The sequence below is a fragment of the Sphaerotilus sp. genome (genome assembly GCF_013299175.1).
GTDB lineage: Bacteria > Pseudomonadota > Gammaproteobacteria > Burkholderiales > Burkholderiaceae_C > Sphaerotilus.
Genome location: NZ_JAAFKF010000083.1, coordinates 1 through 16,910 on the forward strand (window position 1 = coordinate 1; position 16,910 = coordinate 16,910).

Annotated in this window: 19 protein-coding genes; 5 read left to right on the top strand and 14 right to left on the bottom strand. The window is 67.5% G+C overall.

What is annotated here, in order from left to right; translation table 11 throughout:
- Nucleotides 1–670 (bottom strand): IclR family transcriptional regulator (locus tag QZW52_RS14020; protein WP_293999951.1); only part of this gene is annotated, 670 nt, incomplete at its 3' end.
- Between the two features lie 138 nt (nucleotides 671–808).
- On the opposite strand from QZW52_RS14020, the gene QZW52_RS14025 reads away from it, so the two are divergent.
- Genes QZW52_RS14025 through fahA form a run of 5 tightly spaced genes read left to right on the top strand, consistent with a single transcriptional unit; the run spans nucleotide 809 to nucleotide 5,529 of the window.
- Nucleotides 809–1,768, top strand: a complete 960-nt coding sequence (locus QZW52_RS14025) for an MBL fold metallo-hydrolase (protein ID WP_293999952.1) — start codon at nucleotides 809–811, stop codon at nucleotides 1,766–1,768.
- Nucleotides 1,769–1,800: 32 nt separating this feature from the next.
- Complete coding sequence (locus tag QZW52_RS14030; RefSeq protein ID WP_293999954.1) at nucleotides 1,801–2,328, top strand: VOC family protein; 528 nt, start codon at nucleotides 1,801–1,803, stop codon at nucleotides 2,326–2,328.
- 18 nt (nucleotides 2,329–2,346) lie between these two features.
- The gene (locus QZW52_RS14035) at nucleotides 2,347–3,969 is read left to right on the top strand and encodes an FAD-dependent oxidoreductase (RefSeq protein WP_293999956.1); all 1,623 of its coding nucleotides are present in this window, start codon (nucleotides 2,347–2,349) and stop codon (nucleotides 3,967–3,969) included.
- A gap of 10 nt (nucleotides 3,970–3,979) precedes the next feature.
- Complete coding sequence (locus QZW52_RS14040) at nucleotides 3,980–4,222, top strand: DUF2783 domain-containing protein (protein WP_293999957.1); 243 nt, start codon at nucleotides 3,980–3,982, stop codon at nucleotides 4,220–4,222.
- Nucleotides 4,219–5,529 (top strand): fumarylacetoacetase, encoded by a 1,311-nt coding sequence (fahA, locus tag QZW52_RS14045; protein ID WP_293999959.1) that lies wholly within the window; start codon nucleotides 4,219–4,221, stop codon nucleotides 5,527–5,529. The genes QZW52_RS14040 and fahA overlap by 4 nt, the downstream gene beginning before the upstream one ends.
- 4 nt (nucleotides 5,530–5,533) lie before the next feature.
- On the opposite strand, the gene QZW52_RS14050 is transcribed toward fahA, so the two are convergent.
- The 13 genes from QZW52_RS14050 to QZW52_RS14110 form a co-directional block, all read right to left on the bottom strand.
- Nucleotides 5,534–5,890, bottom strand: coding sequence for a hypothetical protein (locus QZW52_RS14050; RefSeq protein ID WP_293999960.1), 357 nt, complete (start codon nucleotides 5,888–5,890; stop codon nucleotides 5,534–5,536).
- A 100-nt stretch (nucleotides 5,891–5,990) separates the two neighbouring features.
- Nucleotides 5,991–6,890, bottom strand: a complete 900-nt coding sequence (locus tag QZW52_RS14055) for a sugar phosphate isomerase/epimerase family protein (RefSeq protein ID WP_293999962.1) — start codon at nucleotides 6,888–6,890, stop codon at nucleotides 5,991–5,993.
- Nucleotides 6,891–6,897: 7 nt separating this feature from the next.
- Entirely contained in the window at nucleotides 6,898–7,785 is an 888-nt protein-coding gene (locus QZW52_RS14060; RefSeq protein ID WP_293999963.1) for a VOC family protein, read from the bottom strand.
- A 49-nt stretch (nucleotides 7,786–7,834) separates the two neighbouring features.
- Nucleotides 7,835–8,668: a shikimate dehydrogenase family protein gene (locus QZW52_RS14065; RefSeq protein ID WP_293999965.1), complete on the bottom strand. Its 834-nt coding sequence runs from the start codon at nucleotides 8,666–8,668 to the stop codon at nucleotides 7,835–7,837.
- 14 nt (nucleotides 8,669–8,682) lie between these two features.
- The gene (locus tag QZW52_RS14070; RefSeq protein ID WP_293999966.1) at nucleotides 8,683–9,678 is read right to left on the bottom strand and encodes a TRAP transporter substrate-binding protein; all 996 of its coding nucleotides are present in this window, start codon (nucleotides 9,676–9,678) and stop codon (nucleotides 8,683–8,685) included.
- A gap of 41 nt (nucleotides 9,679–9,719) precedes the next feature.
- Nucleotides 9,720–11,000 carry a TRAP transporter large permease subunit gene (locus QZW52_RS14075; protein WP_293999967.1) on the bottom strand — a complete coding sequence of 427 codons (1,281 nt, stop codon included), beginning with the start codon at nucleotides 10,998–11,000 and terminating at the stop codon, nucleotides 9,720–9,722.
- 45 nt (nucleotides 11,001–11,045) lie between these two features.
- Entirely contained in the window at nucleotides 11,046–11,582 is a 537-nt protein-coding gene (locus QZW52_RS14080) for a TRAP transporter small permease (RefSeq protein ID WP_293999968.1), read from the bottom strand.
- 98 nt (nucleotides 11,583–11,680) lie between these two features.
- Complete coding sequence (locus tag QZW52_RS14085; protein WP_293999969.1) at nucleotides 11,681–12,394, bottom strand: TetR/AcrR family transcriptional regulator; 714 nt, start codon at nucleotides 12,392–12,394, stop codon at nucleotides 11,681–11,683.
- 35 nt (nucleotides 12,395–12,429) lie between these two features.
- Nucleotides 12,430–13,326: a DMT family transporter gene (locus QZW52_RS14090; protein ID WP_293999971.1), complete on the bottom strand. Its 897-nt coding sequence runs from the start codon at nucleotides 13,324–13,326 to the stop codon at nucleotides 12,430–12,432.
- Between the two features lie 217 nt (nucleotides 13,327–13,543).
- Nucleotides 13,544–14,515 (bottom strand): Gfo/Idh/MocA family oxidoreductase, encoded by a 972-nt coding sequence (locus tag QZW52_RS14095; RefSeq protein ID WP_293999973.1) that lies wholly within the window; start codon nucleotides 14,513–14,515, stop codon nucleotides 13,544–13,546.
- A gap of 21 nt (nucleotides 14,516–14,536) precedes the next feature.
- A complete protein-coding gene (locus tag QZW52_RS14100) occupies nucleotides 14,537–15,394 on the bottom strand; it encodes a class III extradiol dioxygenase subunit beta (protein WP_293999975.1) in 858 nt (285 codons plus the stop codon).
- A gap of 1 nt (nucleotide 15,395) precedes the next feature.
- Nucleotides 15,396–15,854, bottom strand: coding sequence for a protocatechuate 4,5-dioxygenase subunit alpha (gene ligA, locus QZW52_RS14105; protein ID WP_293999977.1), 459 nt, complete (start codon nucleotides 15,852–15,854; stop codon nucleotides 15,396–15,398).
- Nucleotides 15,855–15,884: 30 nt separating this feature from the next.
- Nucleotides 15,885–16,910, bottom strand: a 1,026-nt coding sequence (locus QZW52_RS14110) for a tannase/feruloyl esterase family alpha/beta hydrolase (RefSeq protein WP_293999978.1), incomplete at its 5' end; no start/stop codon positions are given.

Sequence of the window (16,910 nt, forward strand, 5' to 3'; positions counted from 1 at the left end):
TCGGCCCGATCGCCGTCAGCGCCAGCACCATCTGCCCGAAGCCGTCGAACACCGGCGCCGCCACCGCGCTGACCCCCCGCACCGAGCCATCGACCGCGCCGCTCCAACCCTGCGCGCGCACCCGTTCAAGCTGCGGCGCCAGATCGGCCAGCGTGCGCCCCGCCCCTTCGGCTTTCAGCATCGCCTCGACCTCCGCCGCCGGCCGATGCGCCGCGAACAGCAGCCCGGACGCCGTGCCATCGACCGACACCACCGTGCCGTGCCGCATGTTGACGTGGACCGCCTGCGGGCCTTCCTCCAGCCGCACGATGGTCGGCCCGCGGTTGCCCCACACGGCGATCGCCACCGTGTGCCCCACCTCGCGCGCCAGCGCCGGCAGTTCCGCCGAGGCCAGCCGTACCGGATCGACCTGCTGCAGCGCGATCAGCCCCAACTGCAGCGCCAGCGGCCCCAGCCCGTAGCGGCCGGTTTCCGTGTCCTGCTCGACCAGCCCGACCGCGCCGAAGCTGACGAGGTAGGGATGCGCCTTGGCGGGCGTCATGTCGGCTTCGCGCGCGAGGTCTTTCAGCGCCAGCGGGCGGCCGGCGTGGGCGAGCGCGTGCAGCAACTGGCCGCCGACCTCGATGCTCTGGATACCGCGCGAGCCGCGGGGAGTGGATTCTTGGGTCATGGCGATGGTCTGCGGCAATGGGTTGCGGGTTTTCACTGATGCAAATGCATTCGACATTAACAAACGCCATGATTAACATCAACCATCGTTCGGATTAGACGAACTCGTTTGACAGAAACAAACCTCGGAACCGCCTCCATGACGCAGACCAAGACCTTCGCCTCCGCCGCCGACCTGGAAGAAAAGAAGGTCAGCTTCGACAAGCTGTCCGACCACGCCTATGCGTACACCGCCGAGGGCGACCCGAACACCGGCATCATCATCGGCGACGACGCCGTGATGGTCATCGACACGCAGGCCACGCCGGTGATGGCGCAGGACGTGATCCGCCGCATCCGCGAGGTGACGGACAAGCCGATCAAGTACGTGCTGCTGAGCCACTACCACGCGGTGCGCGTGCTGGGCGCGACGGCGTATGAGCCCGAGCAGATCATCGCCAGCCAGGACACCTACGACCTGATCGTCGAGCGCGGCGAGTTCGACAAGGCCAGCGAGATCGGCCGCTTCCCCCGGCTGTTCCAGAACGTCGAGTCGGTGCCGGCGGGCCTGACGTGGCCGACGATCACGTTCACCGGGAAGATGACGGTCTGGCTGGGTTCGGTCGAGGTGCAGATCCTGCAACTGGGCCGTGGCCACACCAAGGGCGACACCGTCGCTTGGCTGCCGAAGGAGAAGATCCTGTTCTCGGGCGACCTGGTCGAGTTCGACGCCACGCCGTATGCGGGCGACGCCTACTTCCAGGACTGGCCGCAGACGCTGGACAACATCGCCGCGCTGAATCCCGAAAAGCTGGTGCCCGGCCGAGGTGCGGCGCTGCAAACCCCCGAGCAGGTGCAAGCGGGTCTGGCCGGCACGCGGGCGTTCGTGAGCGAGCTGTATGCGAGCGTCAAGGCGGGGGCCGCCGAAGGACGCGATCTGCGCAAGGTGTACGAGGAGACCTTCGCCACGCTGAAGCCGAAGTTCGGGCACTGGGTGATCTTCAACCACTGCATGCCGTTCGACGTGACCCGCGCCTATGACGAGGCGACCGGCCACCGCGACCCGCGCATCTGGACCGCCGAGCGCGATGTCGCCATGTGGCAGGCGCTCGAAGGCTGATTCCCGCTGTCCCCACTGCGCAGGAGAACCCCATGAGCATCACCCACGGCGTTCACCACGTCGCCTACCGCTGCAAGGACGCCAAGCAGACCGTCGAGTGGTACCGCGACCACCTCGGCATGGACTTCGTGCTGGCCATCGCCGAGAACGAGGTGCCGTCCACCAAGGCGCCGGACCCGTACATGCACGTCTTCCTCGACGCGGGCAACGGCAACGTGCTGGCCTTCTTCGAGCTGCCGAACTCGCCCGCGATGGGCCGCGACGAGAACACCCCCGGCTGGGTGCAGCACATCGCGTTCAAGGTGGCGTCAATGGAAATGCTCGAAGCGGCGAAGGCGAAGCTGGTCGCGGCCGGGATCGACGTGCTCGGGCCGGTCAACCACACGATCTTCAAGTCGATCTACTTCTTCGACCCGAACGGCCACCGGCTCGAACTGGCGGCCGACATCGGCACGCCCGAGATGATGCGCAAGCTCGACGAGTGCAAGTGGGACATGCTCGAAGAGTGGTCGCAGACGAAGCGGGCTCCGCGCCATGCGGCGTGGATGCACGAAGGCTGACGCTGCGGGACCGATGCGATGCTGAGCACCTACACCTACCCCCGCTACGCTTGGCGCCACCCGGTCGAGCTGGACACGCCCGGCACGGTGGCGCGGCACCCGGTGGTCGTCGTCGGCGCCGGCCCGGTCGGGCTGAGCGCGGCGATCGACCTGGCGCAGCAAGGCTTGCCGGTCGTGCTGCTGGACGATGACAACACCGTCAGCGTCGGCTCCCGCGGCCTGTGCTACGCCAAGCGCACGCTGGAGATCCTCGACCGGCTCGGCTGCGGACAGGCGGTGGTGGACAAGGGCGTGACGTGGAACGTCGGGCGCACCTTCCACCGCGACGCCGAGGTGTTCAGCTTCAACCTGCTGCCCGAGCCGGACCACCACCGCCCCGGCATGGTCAACCTGCAGCAGTACTACCTGGAGCAGTACCTCGTCGATCGCGCCGCCCAACTGCCGAACCTCGACCTGCGCTGGTTGAGCAAGGTCACGCGGGTGACGCCCCTTGCCGGGAACGATGACGGCGCACTGATCGACGTGGAAACAGCCGAAGGCGCCTACCAGCTTCACGCCGACTGGCTCGTCGTCGCAGACGGGGCGCGCAGCCCGATCCGCCGACAACTCGGACTCGACATCGACGGCAAGGTCTTCCAGGACCGCTTCCTGATCGCCGACGTGGTGATGAAGGCCGACTTCCCCGCAGAACGCTGGTTCTGGTTCAACCCGCCGTTCCACCCGAACCAGAGCGTGCTGCTGCACCGCGAGGCGGACAACGTCTGGCGCATCGACTTCCAGCTCGGCTGGGACGCCGATCCCGAGCACGAAAAGAAGCCGGAGCAGGTCATCCCGCGCATCCGCGCCATGCTGGGGCCGGATCGGGAGTTCACGCTGGAGTGGGTCAGCGTCTACACCTTCCAGTGCCGGCGCATGGCGGATTTCCGGCATGGGCGGCTGCTGTTCGTCGGCGATGCGGCGCACCAGGTGTCGCCGTTCGGGGCGCGGGGCGCGAACTCGGGCATTCAGGACGCGGACAACCTCGCGTGGAAGCTGAAGCTGGTCATGGATGGCAAGGCACCCGAGGCGCTGCTGGACACGTACAGCACCGAGCGCGGCGAAGCGGCCGACGAGAACCTGCTCAACTCGACCCGCTCGACCGACTTCATGACGCCCAAGAGCCAAGCCTCACGCGACATCCGCGACGCGGTGCTGACGCTGGCGAACGACCACGCCTTTGCGCGGGCGCTGGTCAACTCGGGCCGGCTGTCGGTGCCGACGCACCACCACGGCTCGCCGCTGTCCACGCCGGACGCCGAGGGCGACACCTTTGCCGGCCGGATGACGCCGGGTGCGCCGATGGACGACGCGCCCGTGACGGTGGACGGCCGCGACGGCTGGTTGCTGGCGCACACGGGCAACGGCTTCGTGCTGCTGCTGTTCGGGCACACCGAGCCTTCGGCGTTTGACGCACTGGCCAGCGATGCGATTGCGCTGCAAACGCTGTGCCTGCCCGCAGAGGGCATCGCAGCGCGGCGCTACGACGCCCGCCCCGGCACGGCCGTGCTGATCCGCCCTGACCAAATCATCGCCGCCCGCTGGCGCAGCGCCGATCCTGCCACCGTGCGCACCGCCGTGCTGCGTGCGACCTGCAACGCCTGACGCCTGCACCATGCTCAAGACCCAACCCAACTTCGGCGCCGGCTCCCCCGCCCCGCTGCGGGCCTACACCCCCGGCGACGACTTCTACGACCTGCTGATCGACACCCACCGCGGTCTCGACGACGACACGAGCCGCCTCGTCAACGCCCGGCTGGTCCTGCTGCTGGCCAACCACATCGGCGACATGGCCGTGCTGCGCGAGGCGATGGCCGCTGCGCGTCACGGCGTCACCCCGGAAACCCCTGCCCCATGAACCACCTTGACGCCACCCACGACCCTGCCCTGCGCAGTTGGGTCGCATCCGCCAATGATGGCGCGACCGATTTCCCGATCCAGAACCTGCCTTATGCCCGCGCCCGACGCGCCGGGACGGAAGAACCATGGCGGATCATGGTGGCAATCGGCGATCAGGCGCTGGACCTCGCCGCCGCTGTCCTCGCCGCCGAGCACACCGACGCGCAAGCCGCCGCGCTCGCACCGCTGGTGCGGGGTGATCTGAATGCATTCATGGCCCGCGGGCCGGCGGACTGGCAGCTTGTGCGCGAGTCACTGTCGCGGGCGCTGACCATGGGCAGCCCGGCGGAGGTGGCGCTGGCCCCTTGCCTGATCGCGCAGTCGGCGCTCGAATTCGCGCTGCCTTGCACCATCGGCGACTACACCGATTTCTACACCGGCATCCACCACGCCACCACCGTCGGCAAGCTGTTCCGCCCCGACAACCCACTGTTGCCAAATTACCAGTGGGTGCCGATCGGCTACCACGGCCGTGCCTCGTCCATCGGCGTGAGCGGCCAGACCGTGCGCCGCCCGATGGGCCAGACCTTGCCGCCGGGCAGCACCGTGCCGCAGTTCGGCCCGTGCAAGCGGCTGGACTTCGAGCTGGAACTCGGCCTGATCGTCGGCACTGGCAATGCGCTCGGCGAGCCGGTGTCCATCGACCAGGCGGAGTCGCACCTGTTCGGCGTCGTGCTGCTCAACGACTGGTCGGCGCGGGATGTGCAGGCGTGGGAATACCAGCCGCTCGGGCCGTTCCTGTCCAAGAACTTCGCGACGACGATTTCGCCGTGGGTGGTGACGATGGCCGCGCTGGTGCCGTTCCGCGTGCCGTTCACGCGGCCAGCGGGTGATCCACAGCCACTGCCTTACCTGGACAACGCGGCCAACCGGGCGGCCGGGGCGATCGACATCGCGCTGGAGGTGCAGATCGAGACGGCAGCGATGGCGCACGCGGGTCAGCCACCAGTCACGCTCAGCGCCAGCCGCTGGCCCGACGCCGCGTACTGGACCGCCGCGCAGCTCGTCGCGCACCACACGGTCGGCGGCTGCAACCTGCAACCGGGCGACCTGCTGGGCACCGGCACGCTCTCAGGCCCGGCACCGGAACAGGCCGGCTCGCTGCTGGAGCTGTCGATGGGCGGCAAGACGCCGGTCACGCTGCCGAATGGCGAGCAGCGCACCTTCCTCGCCGATGGGGATCGGGTGGTGCTGCGCGGGCGTTGCGCGGTAGCAGGCGCGGTGGGAATCGGGTTTGGCGAATGCAGCGGGCGGATCGCCGGCTGACCCATCAGCGCCCGTCGCGCCAGCCGCCGCGGCCCTCACCACGGCCCTCACGCCAGTGGTCCCGGCCGCCTTCGTCCCAGCGGTTGTCGTCCTGCCAGTGGCGGTGGCGGTGGTGGCGTGGCCAAGGGCGTTCTGGCTCGACGTAGACGACACGGGGCGCCTGCTGCACGTACACCGGTTCCGGCGCGTAGATCCGCTGCGGCGGGGCCGGGTAGTAGACGATGGGTGGCGGTGGCAACTGGATGCCGATCGACCATTGCACGCCACCAGCCTGGGCGGCAGCACCAGCGCACAGGCCCGCAGCGGCCAGCAAGGTCGAGACCACCAAGCGGCGCGGTGCGGATGTCAAGAACGAGAACATGACCGATTCCTTCTGAAGGCGGGGGTGCTCTGGCAACGTGCCAGCCCGCCATCCAGTGGACAAGCGCGGCCTGCCCCAAGGTCGTGTGTTCAGCCGCGCTTCAGCTCCGCCGCAGCCGCATCTGCCCCGGCAGCGGCACCGAGCGGCGCAACACCCCTTCGGCCAGCCACACCGCCGAGTCCCACGCCCGCTTCGCCACGAACGGCAACGGAAGCTGCTGGTAGTCGTCGTTGAAGACCTCGAAGCTGTAGTCACCGCGGTAGCCCAGCGCGTCCAGCTTCAGCACCAGCGCGGTGAGCGCCTCGGAATGCACGCCCTCGCCGGGGAAGACGCGGAAGTGGCGCGCCGTGTCCATGCGCTCCTCGGCGGTGCGGACCTCGTTCCACAGGAAGTCGGCGAGCTGTACCAGGTAGAGCTTGGACGGATCGACGTACTCCAGTGCATCCAGCGGCGTCTGCATGGCCAGCAGGTGGTAGGAGTCGATGGCCAGTCCGAGGTTCGGGCAGTCGGCGCGTTCCACCACGTCCCACGCCTGCGGGTATTCGTTGATGTGGCGGCCCCAGGACAAGCCCTCGTAGGCGATGCGCAGCCCGTAGGGAATGGCCAACATCGCCAGCTTGCGCAGGTCGCGGGCGATGGCGTCGGCGTCACCGCTGGCGTGCGGCGAGGTGGAGGAGCACACCAGCAGCACCTGGGCGCCGAGGGCGTGCGCCAGCAGGATCATCTGCTTGGCGATGTCGACCTTGTAGCTGTGGAGGTGCCCTGACAAGCCCTCGAAATCGCGCAGCACCTGGAAACCGGTGACGCGCAAGCCGCTGTCGCGCACAGCCTGCACTGCCACGTCCACGCCCTGCGGGTGGCCCACGATGTCGCGGGCGGACAGCATGATCTGGGTGAAGCCAGCCGCACGCACCGCTTGAAGTTTGGCTTCGAGCGGGCCGGCCAGCGTGATGGTGTCCATGCCGAAATCGGCGACGTTGCGGGCGATCTGCAGGTGCATGGCCGGCTCAGCGTGCGTCGTGGACCAGCTCGAACACCACGCCACCGAGCATCGGTTGCGTCAGCGCCCCGCGGGCATCGGTGCGGACGCCATGCGCCGATTCGACGAATTCGACGCCGCGCGTGCGCAACGTGGCGGCGGTCGCCAGCACGTCGCCACAGCCGAAGGCCACGCGCTGGAGCAGCTCGTCGTGTTCGAAGGTCGCGGCGTCCGGGTCCGGCTCGATCAGTTGCCAGTGGCACTGGCCACAGGGACTGGCGAGGATGCGCCCGCTGGTGAGCACGCCGAAGTTCTGCTCGCGCGGCAGCTCGGCGAAGCCGAACAGCTCGCCGTAGAAGGTGGTCCAGTCGTCGGAGCGGTCCAGCCCGATGTACTGCACCACGCCGAACAGGTGCAGCCCCTGCTGGGCGGGCGGGTGCGGATCGGCGCCGGCGATGGGCACGAAATCCACGTCGTAGATCGAGAACTCGCGGTGCCGGTCCACGAAGTAGATGCGACTGGAACCGACCCCGTGGATGGCGGGGATGTTCAGCTCCATCACCTCGACCTGCGTCGGCACGGCCCAGGCGCCCAGCGCCAGCACGCGCCGGTACGCCGATGCCGCATCGCGCACCCGGAAGGCCACCGCCGCGATCACCGGCGTCTCGCTCGGGGCGGGCTGGCCGTTCAAGCCCCCTTGGTGGGCGTTGACGATGATGTGCATGTCGCCCTGGCGGTAGAGCTGCACCTCGCGCGAGCGGTGGCGCGCAACGGGCACGAAGCCCATGCGTTCCAGCACCTGACCGAACGCCTGCGGACGGCTGGTGGCGTACTCGATGAACTCGATGCCCAGCAGCCCGAGCGGGTTGGGCAATGCACCGATGGCTTCGCGATCCGCAAAACTGGCCAGGGTCATGGAAGGTTCTCCGACAGGTGACAGACTCAACTCGGTCTCAATCTCGATCTCAATAACTGAGCCGCGCCACCGAGCGCAAGACCTCCGCGGTGGTGGTGGGCAGGCCGAAGTATTCCAGATACGCCGGGATCTGCTCGAACAGCATGTCGGAGCCGATCTGCACCCGGCAGCCGCGTGCTGCCGCCGCCGTCAGGAACGCGGTCATTTCGGTTTTCATCACCACCTCGCCGACGAAGGTGTCGGGCGAGAGGCGGTCGATGTCGAGCGGCAGCGGGTCGCCCTCGTTCATGCCCATCGGCGTGGCGTTGACCACCACGTCGTGGCCCGCCGGGTCGTTCGAGCCGGTGGTGACCTCCAGCGCCGGGTAGTGCTGACGCAGGCGGTCGCCGAGGGCTTCGGCGGACTCGGCGTAGCGGTCGAACAGCGTGATCGCGCCGATGCCGGCCGCCGCCAGCGACGCGGCGATGGCACAGCCGACCCCGCCGCTGCCGACCACCAGCACGCGCTTGCCCTGCAGCACGACGCCCTTGCGCAGCACGCCGCGCACGAAGCCTTCGCCGTCGAACATGTCGCCTTCGAGCCGGCCGTCCGCACCCAGGCGCACGGCGTTGCACGCCCCGGCGATCCGCGCCGTCGGCGACAGCACCTCGACCAGCCCGGTCGTCGTCACCTTGTGCGGCATCGTGATCAGCGCACCGCGGATGTTCGTCAGCGTGAACGCGGCGCGCAGGAAGGTCGGGTAATCCGCGGTCTGGCAGCCCATCGGCACCACGACGGCGTCGATGCCCGCCTGCTCGAAGTACGGGTTGTAGATCATCGGCGCCTTGAAGGCGAAGGTCGGGAAGCCGATGTGGGCGATGAGCGAGGTGGTGCCGCGGATCATGAGCGCCGTTCTCCTTACTTGCGGACCTTGGCCAGCTCGGCCTGCAGCTCGGCCACGGTGCCGGCAATCGCCGCGCCGTGCTTGTCGATCACCGGCTTGAGCTTGTCACGCAGCTTGGCCTGTTCGGCCGGTGACAGCTCGGTGGCCTGCATCCCCGCCTTCTTCAGCTCGGCCAGATCGTCGGCCGACTTGCTGCGGTTGACCTGACGCTGGTAGACGCTGGTTTCGCGGGCAGCGTCCTGCAGCACCTTGCGGTCGGCGTCCGTCAGGCTGTCCCAGACCTTCTTCGAGAAGATGATCGACTGCGGGTTGTACTGGTGGTTGGTGAGCGCCAGGTGCTTCTGCACTTCGAAGAACTTGTTGGCGAGGATCACGGACAGCGGGTTTTCCTGGCCGTCGATGGCCTTCTGCTCCAGACCGGCGTAGACCTCGGGGAAGGCCATCGGGGTCGGGTTGGCGCCCAGGGCCTTGACCCAGTCGATGTTGATCGCGTTCGGGATCACGCGCAGCTTCAGGCCGGCGATGTCCTCGACCGTGTTGATCGGCTTCTTGCTGTTGGTGAGGTTGCGGAAGCCCAGCTCGGTGTAGGCCAGGCCGATGATGCCCTTGTCAGTCAGCTTGGCGTGCAGCTTCTGGCCGAAGGGACCATCGACCACGGCATCGGCTTCCTTGCCGCTGGCGAACATGAACGGGAAGTCGAACACCTCGAAGTCCTTGACCTGCGAGGCCAGGATGCCGGAGTTCAGCATCATGATTTCCAGCGTGCCGCCTTGCAGCGCCGACACGTTGGCCGCGTCACCACCGAGCACGCCACCGGCGAACACGTTGACCTTGAGCTTGCCGCCCGACTTGGCCGCGACCAGCTCGGCGAACTTGACGGCGCCCATTTCCAGCGGGTGGCCCTTGGGGTTCTGCAGACCGAACTTGAAGGTCCGTTCCTGTGCGGCGGCCACACCGGCAACAGCGAGAGCGGCCACGGCCACCAGGGTCTTGATCATCAGGCGTTTCATGTTTCTATCCTTGAATGGGAAGGGACAGGGGGACGGGAAGGTCAGTGGGCCAGCCACTTGGCGGGACCGGTCACGAGCCAGGGGAACGCGACCATGAGGAACATGACAATGAACTCGGCAATCATGAACGGCACCACCCCGCGGGTCACGTCGTCCATCTTCATCTTGCCGACACCGGCGACCACATTCAGCACCGTGCCCACCGGCGGCGTGACCAGACCGATGGCATTGTTGATGATGAACAGCACGCCGAAGTAGATCGGGTCGATGCCCGCCGCCTTGACCACGGGCATCAGCACCGGGGTCATGATCAGGATGGTCGGGGTCATGTCCATCGCCGTGCCCACCGCCATCACCAGCACCATGATGGCCACCATCAGCAGCGTCTGGTTGCCCATGAACGGCTCCAGCAGCTTGATCATCTGGGCGGGGATGTCGGCCACGGTGATCAGCCACGAGCTGACCATGGCGGCGGCGACCAGGAACATCACGACGGCCGTGGTCTTGGCGGCGGACACGAACACCTCGTAGGTCTCCTTCCAGCCCATCTCGCGGTAGATGATGGTGGAGACGAACAGGGCGTACACGGCGGCCACGACGGCGGCTTCGGTCGGCGTGAACACCCCGAACTTCAGGCCGAACACGACGATCACCGGCAGCACCATGGCCCAGGTGGAGTCCTTCAGGGCCTGCATGCGCTGCGCACCGGTGGACTTCTTGGGCGGGGTGACGTTCTCGTTGCGCGCCACCCACCACCAGGCGATGGCGATGGACACGCCCATCAGGATGCCCGGCACGATGCCCGCGAGGAACAGCTTGCCGATCGACAGGTTGGCCGAAACGCCGAAGATCACGAAGCCGATCGACGGCGGGATGATCGGCGCGATGATGCCGGCCGAGGCGATCAGGCCCCCGGCACGCGCCTTGTCATGGCCAGCCGCGGCCATCATCGGCAGCAGCAGCGACGCCAGCGCCGCCGTGTCCGCCACCGCGGAACCGGACAGCGCCGCCATCATGATCGCCGCCAGAATGGCCACGTAGCCCAGACCGCCGCGCACATGGCCGACCAGCGTCATCGCCAGGTTCACGATGCGGCGCGACAGACCACCGACGTTCATGATCTCGCCGGCCAGCATGAAAAAGGGCACGGCCAGCAGCGGGAACGAGTCCGCGCCGTTGATGACGTTCTGCGCCAGGATCTGCGCGTCGAACAGGTCCAGGTGCAGCATCAGGGCGACACCGCACACCAGCAGCGAATAGGCGATGGGGATGCCCAGGGCCATGGCGCCCAGCAGCGAACCCAGGAAGATGAGGACGGTCATGGTGGAAAGCTTTCGAAAAGGGGGATCAGCGGGCGGCGGGCCGGCTCATTTCTGGACGTTGGAATGGACGTTGGCGAGGTCTTCCGACTCCTGCACCAGCACCAGCTCGTCATCGCTGACCTGCCCGCTCAGCGTGCGCCAGAACTGCCACAGCAGGATCACGCCCGAGCACACGGCGAACACCATGCCGGCGCTGTAGAACCACGCCATCGAGGCCGTGCTGACCGGGGCTTCCACGTCCCAGTTGATCTTGACCTGCGCCAGGCTGCCCGTGAACAGGAGGTAGGTGACGAACAGCATCGCCGCCTGTGCCAGCACCAGACACGCCCGCTTGCCCGTGCGACCGAGACGCGACACCAGCATGTCGGTCCCCAGGTGGCCGTTGTCCTTCAGCGCCACGATGGCACCGAGGAAGGTCATCCACACGAACAGCCAGCGCGACAGTTCCTCGCTGATGGTGATGCCCGAGTTGAAGGCGTAGCGCAGGAACACGTTGCCGAACACCAGCACCACCATGATCGCCAGCAGCAGCGCGATGAGCACCTCGATGCCGCGGCAAAAATAATTCAACAGTCGGGCCATCCCGGACTCCTTGGTAAAACGAGAAAGGATGCCGTAATGTACGAACTGGTTAGTTTTCAGAAATCAGTGCTAACCCTGATGGCCAGCACCGAGAAACCCTAGCCCTGACGCGCGATGCAGACGAAGCAGGCGATCATCTCGACGATGTTGTCGCGCCGGTGGGCGATGCTGGCCGGGTCGTCGAAGTCGTGCTTGAAGATGAGCGCGAAGGTGTGGCGGTTGGCGACGTTGAACACCGACAGCGCCGAAATCGACATGTGCAGATCGACCGGGTCCAGGCCGGCGCGGAACACCCCCGCGGCCACGCCCCGCTCGTAGACCGAGCGCAGCCCGTTGATGGCCGGGATGTTGAGCGTCTGGATCGATTCCGAGCGGGCCAGGAACTCGCCCCGGTGCATGTTCTCGTTGAGCACGAGGCGCACGAACTCGGGGTTCTCGCGCTGGTAGTCGCAGGTGAAGGCCACCAGCCGGCGCAGCGCCGCTTCGGGGTCGAGGTCTTCGAGGTGCAGGTCCGACTCGATGTGGCGGATGCGGCGGTAGGACTCTTCGAGGACGGCGATGTAGAGGCCCTCCTTGCTCTCGAAGTAGTAGTAGATCATCCGCTTGCTGGTGCGGGTCAGCGCGGCGATCTCGTCGATGCGGGCACCGGCCAGCCCCTTCTCGGCGAACTCGCGGGTCGCCACTTCGAGGATGTTGGCCATCGTTGCTTCGGGGTCGTTGGTGCGGCCCGGCTCCTGGACGGCGGGGGTGTCGGCGGCCTTGGCCTTGCGGGCGCGGCGCGGCGCGGGGTCTGTACGGTCAGGTTCGTTCATATGAGCCGCAAGCATAGCGGCTCTTGTGCGGGCGTTCACCGCGGCGCGACCTTGGGCGAATGCGGCGTCCTCGCGGCCAGCCAGGTACCCAGGCTGCCGCACAGCGCGATCAGCGCCATGCCGGCGAAGGCGGGCAAGTCCGGCACATGCCCGAAGACCAGCCAGCCCGACACGCCCGCGAACGCGATCTGGAAGTACAGGAACGGCGTCAGCGTCGCGACCGGCGCACGGGCATAGGCCATGATCAGGAACAGGTGCCCGACCGAGCCGACCACGCACAGCAGCAGCAGCAGTCCCCAGACGTGCAGGCTCTGCGGCGTGGTCCACGTCCACGGCAGCAGCAGCGTCGCCGCCAGCGTGCCGACACAACCGGTGTAGAACTGCGTCGTCACCGTGGCGTCCACCTCGGCCAGCCGGCGGGTCAGCGTCTGGAACAGCGCGTTGCACAGCACCAGCAGCAGCGGCAGCAGCGTCGCCCAGTGGAACAGGTCGTGCGTCGGCCGGATCACGACCAGTGCGCCCACCATGCCGCCCAGCACGAGCAGCCACTCCAGCGGCGTCACCCGCTCGCCCAGCCGCCACACCGCCAGCAGCGTGACGAACAGCGGCGTGAGCGTCACGACGGCGGTGAACTCGGCGATCGGCATGACCTGCAGGCTGTAGAAGGCCAGCACCGTGGCGAGGACCAGCATCAGCCCGCGCAGCACCTGCAGACCAGGGCGACGGCTGCGGTGGAGCGTGCGGCGCTGCGCGGGTGCAACGGTGGCGAGCGTCAGCAGCACCTGGAACAGGTAGCGGAACCACACCACCATCACCACCGGCACGGCCGCCGCCAGCAGCTTGGTGGTCGTGTCCAGCGAGACGAAGAAGGCGACGGCGGCGAGTGTGCAGCCGATGGCGGCGGGCTTGCCCAGCGGGACCAGGTTCCTCACCGCGGCGTGCTCGCAGCCACTCGACCCTGGCGGCCTGGATCACGAAAGCGATTGCGCATCACGGACTCCGAGTGAATTGGTTTTGCCCCCTCCCCCAGCGGGGGAGGGTTGGGGTGGGGGTTTCCGGCGAAGAAAGGACAGTCGCGGCGCGTTGCCCCCTTCCCCCAGCCCCTTCCCCCGCTGGGGGAAGGGGAGCCATGCAGGGCGGTTCGGTGTGTCAGCCCGCGTTGAGCTGCTGTTCCAGGTCGTGCAGCACCTGGTAGCAGGCCAGCACGCCCTCGACGCTCGAATTCGGCTGCCGCCCTTCGCGGATCGCGGCGAAGAACTCGCGGTCCTGCAGCTCGATGCCGTTCATCGACACCGCCACCTGCGACACGTCGATCTTCTCCTCCTTGCCCGAGAACAGGTCGTCGTAGCGGGCGAGGTAGGTCGCGCTGTCGCCGATGTAGCGGAAGAAGGTGCCGAGCGGGCCGTTGTTGTTGAAGGACAGGCTCAGCGTGCAGATCGCACCGTTGGCCGCCTTCAACTGGATGCTCATGTCCATCGCGATGCCGAGCGTCGGGTGGATCGGGCCTTGAATCGCGTTGGCCTTCACGATCGGCGAGCCGCACTGGTAGGCGAACAGGTCCACCGTGTGCGCGGCGTGGTGCCACAGCAGGTGGTCGGTCCACGAGCGCGCCTGGCCCAGCGCGTTCATGTTGGTGCGGCGGAAGAAATACGTCTGCACGTCCATCTGCTGGAGGTTGAACGCACCAGCGGTGATCTGGTTGTGGACGTGCTGGTGGCTCGGGTTGAAGCGCCGGGTGTGGCCGCACATCGCCACGAGGCCCGATGCCTTGGCCACGCGGACCACCTCTTCGCCCTCGGCCAGCACGTCGCACAGCGGAATCTCCACCTGCACATGCTTGCCCGCCTTCAGGCACGCCAGCGTCTGCGAGGCGTGCATCTGCGTCGGGGTGCAGAGGATGACGGCATCGACTTCGGGCAGCGCCAGCGATTCGTTGAGGTCGGTCGTGACGTGCTGGATGCCGTACAGCGCAGCCGTTTCGCGGGTCTTGTCCAGGTCGCGGCTGATCAGCGAGACGACTTCCACGCCGTGGATGTGCTTGATGCCGTCGAGGTGCTTGATGCCGAAGGCGCCAGCGCCCGCCAGCGCGACGCGGATGGGGCCTTGATGCGGAGTGCTCATGTCGAAAATCCTTGCTTGGGCTTAAACGTTGTTTTCAAGAATGGCGTGGCCCACCGCCGTGTTCGACGCGGGCACATGGTAGAAGCGGTGTTTCAAGGTCGGCGCCGGGCCACCGTTCACGTCGGCCATCGCGCCACGGGCGATCAGCCACATGACCAGCTCGATGCCTTCGGAGCCGGCTTCGCGCACGTAGTCGATGTGCGGCGTGGCGGCGGCGGCGTCCGGGTCGGCGATCAGCTTGTCGAGCCAGGCGTTGTCCCACTCGCGGTTGATCAGCCCGGCACGCGGCCCCTGCAACTGGTGCGTCATGCCGCCCGTGCCCCAGATCTGCACGTTCAGCGGCTGGTCGTAGCTCTCCACGGCCTTGCGGATCGCCTTGCCCAGGTTGTAGCAGCGGCGACCCGACGGCACCGGGTACTGCACCACGTTGACCGCGAACGGGATCACCGGGCACGGCCACGCTTGCGGCTGCCCGCACATCAGCGACAGCGGCACCGTCAGGCCGTGGTCCACGTCCATCTTGTTGACGATGGTCAGGTCGAAATCGTCCTGGATCACCGACTGCGCGATGTGCGCGGCGAGTTCCGGGTGGCCGATGACCTTGGGCACCGGGCGCGGCCCCCAGCCTTCATCGGCCGGCGTGAACTCGGCCGCGCAGCCGATCGCGAAGGTCGGGATCATGTCCAGGCTGAACGCGGTCGCGTGGTCGTTATAGACCAGGAAAATCACGTCGGGCGTGTTGTCCTTCATCCACTGCTTGGACGGCTCGTAGCCCTTGAACAGCGGCTGCCAGTACGGTTCCTGGGTCTTGCCGAGGTCGATGGCGGCGCCGATGGCCGGGACGTGCGAGGTGTAGACGGAGGCGGTGATGCGGGCCATCTCAGGCACCTGCTTTCTGTTGCGGGATCTTCTGGTGGGCGGCGCCTTGCGGCTGGTTCTGGGGCTGGGCGTCGCCGTTCTCGCCGAGGTAGCGGTTGCCTTCGACCGAACGGCCTCCGCCGAGCATCATCGCCATGTACTCCTCCTGCGTCATGCCCGTCATGCTGGCGGCCATGTACTGGAAGCTCTTGCCGTCCGTCGCGCCAATCTTGGCGAGGAAGTAGATGTTGCCGCCCGCGGCGATGCAGCGGTTCAGGTCGCGGGTCAGCACGCCCTGCTTCTGCTCCTCCGTCATCGGCCACTCGTCGAGGTAGGCACGCTCGTCCGCCTTGAACCGCTCGCGGTTGGCCGCCTTCATCAGCGACATGCAGAACTGGTTGAGGTGGTAGCCCTTGCGGGACTGCTCCGCGTCGAAGATGGTCGTGCCGGGCACGTCCAGATAAGGCTTGTCGAGTGCCATGGAAAGCTCCTTCGGTTTCGGTGCTTCAGGTCAGGGGGTGACGCAGCGGAAGCTGGCCGCCGATTCGAGGTCACCGCCCTGGTAGCGCGCCACCTGCGGCCACGCGCACAGCGGGCGGGTGCGGGTCTTGGACCAGTCGGCGGGGACTTCCTTGTTGGCGGGGCTGAGGCTGGCGGTCAGGGCTTGCGGGGCCTGGCCCTTTTCCACCCAGTCCACCAGCGCGCCGAGGGCGTCGAACTGGTCGGTGGCCGGGCCGCCGCTGCAGTGCGCCATGCCGGGCACGCTGTACAGACGCGAGAACGCGGCGCCGTCCGCCCCGGCGTTGGCCTGCAGCTTGCCGAACCAGCGTTGCGTGTCGTTGATGGAGAACACCGCGTCGCTGTTGCCGTGGTAGACGATCAGCTTGCCGCCGCGCTGGCGGAAGGCGGCCAGCTTCGGGTCATCGACATCGGGCGGCGTCATGAACTGCATCGCCGATTCGGTGTGCAGGTCGTTGCGGGCGAAGATGCGCGGCGCGTCGGCGTCGAAGTTGAACTTGGTCAGGTAGCTCAGCAGCGCGGCCGGCGTGCCATTCACGAAGGTCGGCGGCGTCGTGAAGACATAGGCCAGCGAACCCGCGCCCATCGTCGCGATCAGCGGCAGCTTGTCCCACGGCGGGATCTGGCTCTCCATTTTCCAGAAGCGCCAGTTGCCCGAGCCCATGCCGGCGTCGAACGACCAGTCGCTGTAAAGCGCCTGCCCCTTGCTGTTGCGCGGGCCGGCGAAGGCACGGTTGAGCGCCGTGACCTGCGTGGCGCTCAGGCACTGCGGCGTCTTGTCGCCAGCGCACTGCAGGTCCGCCAGCTTGAACACCGACTGGCAGCGCCCGAGGTCGTTCACCAGCCCGTCGGCGGCGCCGTCCAGCGCGTCGCACTTTTCCAGCACCTTGGCCGCGACCAGCTTCATGTCGTCCGGGCTGAACGCCTTGCGGATGTCCGGGTCGGCCGGGTTGACCATCTGCCAGCTCTGCACGTCCCAGGCGTGCTGCACCGCCGCCTTGGGCAGGTTCAGGCCCGG

Excerpts from the sequence above, each read along its gene's own strand:
- QZW52_RS14025 (WP_293999952.1), top strand. The coding sequence starts at position 809 with ATGACGCAGACCAAGACCTTCGCCTCCGCCGCCGACCTGGAAGAAAAG.
- QZW52_RS14030 (WP_293999954.1), top strand. The coding sequence starts at position 1,801 with ATGAGCATCACCCACGGCGTTCACCACGTCGCCTACCGCTGCAAGGAC.
- QZW52_RS14035 (WP_293999956.1), top strand. The coding sequence starts at position 2,347 with ATGCTGAGCACCTACACCTACCCCCGCTACGCTTGGCGCCACCCGGTC.
- QZW52_RS14040 (WP_293999957.1), top strand. The coding sequence starts at position 3,980 with ATGCTCAAGACCCAACCCAACTTCGGCGCCGGCTCCCCCGCCCCGCTG.
- fahA (WP_293999959.1), top strand. The coding sequence starts at position 4,219 with ATGAACCACCTTGACGCCACCCACGACCCTGCCCTGCGCAGTTGGGTC.
- QZW52_RS14050 (WP_293999960.1), bottom strand. The coding sequence starts at position 5,890 with ATGTTCTCGTTCTTGACATCCGCACCGCGCCGCTTGGTGGTCTCGACC.
- QZW52_RS14055 (WP_293999962.1), bottom strand. The coding sequence starts at position 6,890 with ATGCACCTGCAGATCGCCCGCAACGTCGCCGATTTCGGCATGGACACC.
- QZW52_RS14060 (WP_293999963.1), bottom strand. The coding sequence starts at position 7,785 with ATGACCCTGGCCAGTTTTGCGGATCGCGAAGCCATCGGTGCATTGCCC.
- QZW52_RS14065 (WP_293999965.1), bottom strand. The coding sequence starts at position 8,668 with ATGATCCGCGGCACCACCTCGCTCATCGCCCACATCGGCTTCCCGACC.
- QZW52_RS14070 (WP_293999966.1), bottom strand. The coding sequence starts at position 9,678 with ATGAAACGCCTGATGATCAAGACCCTGGTGGCCGTGGCCGCTCTCGCT.
- QZW52_RS14075 (WP_293999967.1), bottom strand. The coding sequence starts at position 11,000 with ATGACCGTCCTCATCTTCCTGGGTTCGCTGCTGGGCGCCATGGCCCTG.
- QZW52_RS14080 (WP_293999968.1), bottom strand. The coding sequence starts at position 11,582 with ATGGCCCGACTGTTGAATTATTTTTGCCGCGGCATCGAGGTGCTCATC.
- QZW52_RS14085 (WP_293999969.1), bottom strand. The coding sequence starts at position 12,394 with ATGAACGAACCTGACCGTACAGACCCCGCGCCGCGCCGCGCCCGCAAG.
- QZW52_RS14095 (WP_293999973.1), bottom strand. The coding sequence starts at position 14,515 with ATGAGCACTCCGCATCAAGGCCCCATCCGCGTCGCGCTGGCGGGCGCT.
- QZW52_RS14100 (WP_293999975.1), bottom strand. The coding sequence starts at position 15,394 with ATGGCCCGCATCACCGCCTCCGTCTACACCTCGCACGTCCCGGCCATC.
- ligA (WP_293999977.1), bottom strand. The coding sequence starts at position 15,854 with ATGGCACTCGACAAGCCTTATCTGGACGTGCCCGGCACGACCATCTTC.